Raw genomic sequence first — 7016 nt, forward strand, 5'->3', positions numbered from 1 at the left:
GGATAGAACGTTCATTAAAGGAGAATACACATGTTGTCATTAGAACGTCACGAAAAACTATTAGCTTACCTCGATAAGCATAAAGCCCTTAAGGTATCGGTCGTTAGTGATCTACTTAAAGTCACAGAAAAAACCATTCGTTTAGATTTGGAAGAATTAGAAAAACGTCATTTATTGCAACGGGTTCATGGTGGAGCGGTCATTCGTCAAGATCAAAAGCGGCTTTTCCCTGAGAAGGAACGCCAATCGAGTCATCAAAATAAAAAGGCAGAGATTGCTAAAGCTGCACTAAAAACAATTGAACCAAATGAAGTGATTTTGTTAGATGGAGGCAGTACAACCTATGCACTTGCAGAGCTGTTAGGTGAGTTTCCACTAGCTGTCATAACAAATGACATTGAGATTGCTCATGTACTGTATGCCAAAGAAAACATTCAACTGACAATGCTAGGCGGGTCACAGCTTGGAGCAACCACTTCACTGTTTGGAAATCAGACCATTGAAGCATTATCGCACCTCTATGTCAGTCGTTTATTTCTTGGAACAACAGGAGTATCCATTGACCTGGGACTAACCGTACTTAATAGCTTTCACTACGATTGGAAAAGTACAGTGATTAAACGAGCAAAGCATGTCACTTTGCTTGCAGATTCTACAAAGTTTGAGCAAACGGGACTGATGACATTTGCGACGCTTGACCAGTTAGATCTGATTATTACAGATTCTGACTTGGATGAATCAATTTATGATGCGTTTAAAGAGAGAGTTCCTCACATCAAATTAGCCTAAAATGAAAGCATTGTGATGTAAGCGCCAACATGATATAATCAAACCAAATCGAACGAATTCGAACAATTGTAATCTATAAATCTTCGAAATGCGTTCAACCTTTGAAGGAGAGATACTGATGATTTCCACAGGTAAAGCGTTTATTCATGATGATTTTCTACTATCTAACGAGCCAGCTAAAAGGCTCTACCACGAATTTGCAAAAAATCAACCGATCTTAGATTATCACTGCCACGTATCTCCACACGAAATTGCTGACGATCGTCGTTATAACAATATTGCAGAAGTTTGGTTACACGGGGATCATTATAAATGGCGGGGCATGCGTGCTCTAGGAATTGACGAAGCTTATATTACAGGTGAAAAAAGTGACAAGGAGAAATTTCTAAAGTGGGCTCAAGCGGTTCCGCACACAATCGGAAATCCTCTTTATCACTGGACACATCTAGAACTAAAACGGTACTTTGGAGTTGACGAGCTGTTAAATGAACAGTCTGCTGAGCGAATCTGGACGCAAGTGAATGAGCGTCTACAGGACTCCGATATGAGTACACGAGGAATTATCAATCAATCAAATGTAAGCGTAATCTGCACAACGGACGATCCGATTGATTCATTAGAATCTCACAAAAAGTTAGCTGCAGAAAACGGTGAGTTTAAAACAAAAGTCTATCCTGCTTTCCGTCCGGACAAAGTACTAGCCATTAACACGGATTTGTTTAAAGGCTATGTTGAGAAGCTAGGTGCAGCGAGTGATATAGAGATCAACTCGTATCAAGAATTGCTGAATGCTTTAGAGAAACGTGCAAATGTGTTCCATGAAGCAGGCTGCCGTTTATCTGACCATGGAATAGACACCATTCCATACACAAATACATCAGAAGCCGAAGCTGGGTCCGTTTTCCAAAAAGCATTAAACGGGGAAGATGTAACACCTGAAGAAGTACTTTCTTACCAGGCTTACACGATGCAATTCCTTGGTCGTCTCTATCACAAACTAAACTGGACGATGCAGCTGCATCTAGGTGCGGCACGTAATAATAATACGCGCATGTTCAACCAACTTGGTCCAGATACCGGTTTTGATTCTATGGGAGACGCGCCTATGGCTGAGTCTCTAAATGGATTTTTGAATGAACTGGAAAAAACAGATCAGCTACCTAAATCGATTATTTATACAGTTAACCCTATCTATAATGAAGTCATTGCATCTGCTATTGGAAACTTCCAATCGAGTGGAGCACAAGGCAAGATTCAATTTGGATCTGGCTGGTGGTTCAACGATCAGAAGGAAGGTATGCTTAAGCAGCTTAAAGACCTTTCAAGTATTGGAATTTTAAGCACATTTGTAGGAATGTTAACGGACTCAAGAAGCTTTCTTTCTTATACAAGACATGAGTATTTCCGTCGCGTGCTGTGTGACTTAGTTGGAAGCTGGATCGCAGCAGGAGAAGCACCTGAGGATTATGAGTGGATTGGTGCAATGATTGAGAACATCTGCTACCACAATGCTGAACGTTACTTTGAACTAGGTTAAATGAAGAAAAAGGTCTGCCACATAAGATTGACAGACCTTTTTTTGAATCTATTTATTTAATACACGTTCTGGCCAGTTGCCAGCCCAAGCATAACCTAATCGTCTTTCTTCTTCGATCTCCATGATCTTGTGACGAATGACACCATCTCTACCTGAGAAGATTGGACGATTTGTACCGATTTGGTAGAATCTATACCACGTTTGTGCACCTTGTTCATTAAAGAAGTGAGGTTCTACTCTTCTCTCATATCTAGTATTCTTTACTTTTGCCTTTTCAAACCATCTTAGTGCGTTGTTAACTGCATTTTTCACTTCAGGTGTTTGGTCAGGTCGTGCTTGAAGCCATTCAACAACACCAACTGACTCGTCGGCAGAGATTGATACATGCTCATAGGCTCTACCAGGCATAGGCTCATAGGTTTCAGGGTGGTGCTGCTGACCCCATGCAGTTGGTTTCCCTTGGGAAATGATTTGAGACTTGAGAATGTAATCTAACCCAAGATCAATCGCATCAAAAAGCTCAGCTCGCAATTCGTCATTTCCAAAATCACCATCAAACGGTGCTTCTTGATTGGCGATTTGCTCCATCACTTCTAGCACATTAATCATGGCCTGGTCGTTAAATGTTACGTAATTTGAATACCATACGTTGTCAGAAGGCGTGCCACGCTCAGGATAGACTTGAGTGATACCGCCACTTTCATATTGAAGCTTAAAGAGAAAGTCGATGGCTGCATTTGCACTATCTAGGAATCGCTGATCACCAGTTAATTGATATGCTTGGGCAACAACTAATAACTCTGAGACGGTTGCATCATTATCGACCGTTCCTAGCTCTTGTCCATTCGAAATCCAAACCGACCTTGGTTCACTACCATCCCAATCGCGGGTGTAGATGTGAGGTGAATCCTTTGTCCAGCCTCCATGTTCCATTTGCCAGGTTAATAGATGCTCGGCTTGAGTCACTACGTCGTTTGCTTTTGCAACAGAGGGAGTAAACAGTCCAAACAAAAGGACGATTGCAAAAATGGGAGAGAGAAAGGTACCTTTTTTCAATAGAATCACTCCATTCGTTTTTTGGTTGGTATAGATCAAATTTACTATTTTCCCTCCTTTAGGATGAATATAATATAGACAGTTAGTAAGCGCTTTCAATTACTGATAATAATGTCGTAAAACGATTCCATTCAAGAGAAATGTATGTATTTTTGTCAGAATAAACTTGGGAAAATTATTTTATATGTTGAAAGGGGTAATAAAAGATGGATTATATTATTGTAAATGAACACGATCACGTCGTTGTCGTGTTACGTGATTATCAAGCTGGAGAACAGCTTCAACTAGACACTGGATCGATTACTCTACTCGAGGATGTAAAACGAGGTCATAAGGTGGCGCGGGAAGATATTAAGAATGGAAGTCCTGTACACAAGTATGGTTTCCCAATCGGTTTTGCAACCACTGACATTAAAAAAGGTGCGTGGATTCATACGCACAATATTAAAACAACACTTGAAGGGACGCTTAACTACAATACCTTTACGCCAAACGAAGTTGCCGTAAGTACCAGTGAACAAGTGAGTCCAAAAACCTTCCAAGGGTATGTTCGCAAAAATGGAGACGTCGGTATCCGTAACGAAATCTGGATTGTTAACACAGTTGGCTGTATTAACAAAACCGCCGAAGTGCTTGCTAGACAGGGAGATAAGATGAATTTTGAAGGAGTGGACGCTGTCTCTCATTTCCCGCATCCATTCGGCTGCTCTCAGCTTGGAGATGACCTACAAGCAACACAGAAAATTCTAAGTAACTTAGTTGCACACCCGAACGCAGCGGGTGTTCTAGTACTTGGGCTTGGCTGTGAGAACAACTATATTGATGCCTTTAAACAAGTAATTGGAGACTATGACCCAGATCGTGTGAAATTTTTAAGTGTACAGCAAGTGTCTGATGAGTTAGAGGCGGGAATGGACTTAATCGAAGAACTAGCAACCTATGCAGCGACTTTTAAAAGAGAAGCCGTGCCTGTATCTAAACTGAAAGTGGGCTTAAAGTGCGGAGGTTCAGATGGTTTGTCTGGTATCACAGCAAATCCACTTGTTGGAACCTTCTCCGATAAACTCATTTCACATGGCGGATCTACGGTATTAACGGAAGTACCTGAAATGTTCGGAGCAGAGACAATCTTAATGGATCGCGCAGCTGACGAGGAAGTATTTACAGGAATCGTTGACATGGTAAATGGATTCAAGGATTACTTCATCCGCCACGACCAAGTTGTCTATGAGAACCCATCTCCAGGAAACAAAGAAGGTGGAATCACGACACTTGAAGAAAAATCACTCGGTTGTGTTCAAAAAGGTGGATTTGCACCAGTAGTAGACGTTCTTCCTTATGGAGGTCGCTTAAAGAAAAATGGTCTTAGTCTACTACAAGGACCAGGAAACGACCTTGTCTCTGTAACAGCACTTGCTGCATCAGGTGCTCATATTGTTCTCTTTACAACAGGTAGAGGAACACCATTTGGCGGGCCAGTTCCGACTGTTAAGATGTCAACAAACACACCACTTTTTGAAAGAAAGAAAAACTGGATTGACTTCAACGCGGGTGAATTGGTTCAAGGTAAGAAAATGGAGGATGTATCTGAGGAATTGTTGGATTATGTCTTAGATCTAGCCTCTGGTGATGTCAGAACACACAACGAAAAGCACGGATTTAAAGAAATTGCCTTATTCAAAGACGGGGTTATTCTATAAAGGAAAGGGTGAGAGGTTTGGAGTTGAAGAAACTATCAAGTGAGCATGTGAATCAATCAACAGATCAATTAAAGGAAACGATCGTTCAAGTAGGGGAAGGGAATTTTCTCCGTGGCTTTGTTGATTGGATGATTCATCAGCTTAATGAAAAGGGGTTGTACGATGGAAAAGTGGTTGCCATTCAACCGACGCCCCACGGGAAGGTTGTGCCAAAGCTTAATGCACAGGATGGACTCTATACTTCTGTATTAAGAGGTGTTGAAAATGGAGAAACCGTTAACCGCGCAGAGCTTATTCAATCCATTTCAAGAGGCATTGACCCTTACAACAACTGGTCCGAAGTACTAGAGCTTGCTAGATCACCTCATATTGAATTTATGTTCTCTAATACAACAGAGGCTGGCCTAACGTATCATCAAGAATCTTTCGATAAGAGCAGCTCTCCCTTATCCTTTCCAGGAAAGATTGTAGCTTTCTTATATGAACGCTATAAAGCCTTTGAGGGAGATACAAACAAGGGAATTACACTCGTTCCATGTGAACTCGTTGAAGGGAATGGGGATCTATTAAAAGAAATTGTCTTGAAGCTCATTAATGATTGGAATCTATCGGATGACTTTAAACAATGGGTAGAAGAAGCAAATCTCTTCTGTAATACACTTGTAGACCGTATTGTTACAGGATTCCCTAGAGGTGAGGAAGAAGACTTTAGAGAGCGTCTAGGATATGATGATATCCTATTAACAGTCGGAGAGCCTTACCACTTATTCGTTATCGATGCACCAGAGCATGTGGCCAAAAAGCTACCATTTGATCAAGCAGGATTGAATGTGAAGTGGGGCGACACCACTCCTTATCGTGAGCTAAAGGTAAGACTATTGAATGGAGCGCATACGATGATGTTTGCAGCCTGCTATTTATCAGGCGTGGACACTGTCTATCAATCCATGACAAATGAAAAACTAGCAGCCTTTGTGAAGGATGGACTATTCAACGAAATCCTTCCAACCGTTGATGCGGATGATGAAGAGAAGGAAGCATTCGCGACGTCTGTCTTAGAACGATTCAGTAATCCGTTTCTCGAGCACCAGTTAACGGATATTGGCATGAACCCTCTTTATAAATTTAAAACAAGAGTTGTGCCGAGCTTACTCGCTTACGTAAACAAGTTTGTCGAACTACCAGAGAAGCTTTCCTTCAGTCTAGCCGCACTACTTGCATACACGAAACCAGTCGGCAAAGAAGGCGCCTTCCTAGCAGGAGACAGAGACGGTACGCGTTACGTTATACGTGATAACGAAGAAACATTAAACTTCTTATCAGACGTGTGGGCAGCTTATGACGCAAAAGAAGATACACTGGAAGAAACAGTTTACAACCTATTAGCAAACGAAGCCATTTGGGGCGAAAACCTCACTCAAGTAGAAGGATTGACAAAGAAAGTCGCTTCAGACCTTGAAAAAGGAATTCACTCCCTAGTTTAAAGTGGTGAGAACCAGCTGAGGTTGGTTCTTTTTCGTTTAGTTTGAGGAAGGAGGTGAGTGCTAAGAAGCTTTACCAAGAAGAATGCCAGAAGAGCAAGAACTCTAACCCCGAGTCCAAGAACAACCGCCACTCCACCAAGCCCAGAGCATGTCCAACCAAGAAAGCCGCCTCAATACCAAGACCAACCTCCAAAGCATCAAGAAAGAAGCTTCTTGAACCAAGAAGCTCTTTTTTAGTAAGAAAAAGAAAGACCAAACCAAGGATCGAAGGCCATACACCAAGAACAGAACGTGTTACCAAGAAGAATGCCAGAAGAGCAAGAACTCTAACCCCGAGTCCAAGAACAACCGCCACTCCACCAAGCCCACATCATGTCCAACCAAGAAAGCCGCCTCAATACCAAGACCAACCTCCAAAGCATCAAGAAAGAAGCTTCTTGAACCAAGAAG

Annotated in this window: 6 protein-coding genes; 4 read left to right on the forward strand and 2 right to left on the reverse strand. The window is 41.8% G+C overall.

Features of this window, described 5'->3' with window-relative positions; genetic code table 11:
- Positions 1 to 30 precede the first annotated feature (30 nt).
- Both JNO66_RS13070 and uxaC read left to right on the forward strand, forming a co-directional pair.
- Positions 31 to 789 carry a DeoR/GlpR family DNA-binding transcription regulator gene (locus tag JNO66_RS13070; RefSeq protein ID WP_203088792.1) on the forward strand — a complete coding sequence of 253 codons (759 nt, stop codon included), beginning with the start codon at positions 31 to 33 and terminating at the stop codon, positions 787 to 789.
- 118 nt (positions 790 to 907) lie between these two features.
- Positions 908 to 2326, forward strand: a complete 1419-nt coding sequence (gene uxaC / locus JNO66_RS13075) for a glucuronate isomerase (protein WP_203088793.1) — start codon at positions 908 to 910, stop codon at positions 2324 to 2326.
- A 48-nt stretch (positions 2327 to 2374) separates the two neighbouring features.
- Here uxaC and pelA read toward each other — a convergent pair whose 3' ends face one another.
- The gene (pelA, locus tag JNO66_RS13080) at positions 2375 to 3382 is read right to left on the reverse strand and encodes a pectate lyase (protein ID WP_203088794.1); all 1008 of its coding nucleotides are present in this window, start codon (positions 3380 to 3382) and stop codon (positions 2375 to 2377) included.
- Between the two features lie 206 nt (positions 3383 to 3588).
- Between pelA and JNO66_RS13085 the strand changes: the two genes are divergently transcribed.
- Both JNO66_RS13085 and JNO66_RS13090 read left to right on the forward strand, forming a co-directional pair.
- A complete protein-coding gene (locus JNO66_RS13085) occupies positions 3589 to 5082 on the forward strand; it encodes a UxaA family hydrolase (RefSeq protein WP_203088795.1) in 1494 nt (497 codons plus the stop codon).
- Between the two features lie 23 nt (positions 5083 to 5105).
- On the forward strand, positions 5106 to 6566 hold the full coding sequence (locus JNO66_RS13090) for a tagaturonate reductase (RefSeq protein ID WP_246483276.1): 1461 nt from the start codon (positions 5106 to 5108) through the stop codon (positions 6564 to 6566).
- 70 nt (positions 6567 to 6636) lie between these two features.
- Here the strand turns inward: JNO66_RS13090 and JNO66_RS13095 are convergent, their stop codons facing one another.
- Complete coding sequence (locus JNO66_RS13095; protein WP_210340875.1) at positions 6637 to 6867, reverse strand: hypothetical protein; 231 nt, start codon at positions 6865 to 6867, stop codon at positions 6637 to 6639.
- Positions 6868 to 7016: the final 149 nt, after the last annotated feature.

Source organism: Alkalicoccobacillus gibsonii, from assembly GCF_016798245.1.
Classification (GTDB): Bacteria; Bacillota; Bacilli; order Bacillales; family Bacillaceae_D; genus Alkalicoccobacillus; species Alkalicoccobacillus gibsonii.

Excerpts from the sequence above, each read along its gene's own strand:
- JNO66_RS13070 (WP_203088792.1), top strand. The coding sequence starts at position 31 with ATGTTGTCATTAGAACGTCACGAAAAACTATTAGCTTACCTCGATAAG.
- uxaC (WP_203088793.1), top strand. The coding sequence starts at position 908 with ATGATTTCCACAGGTAAAGCGTTTATTCATGATGATTTTCTACTATCT.
- JNO66_RS13085 (WP_203088795.1), top strand. The coding sequence starts at position 3,589 with ATGGATTATATTATTGTAAATGAACACGATCACGTCGTTGTCGTGTTA.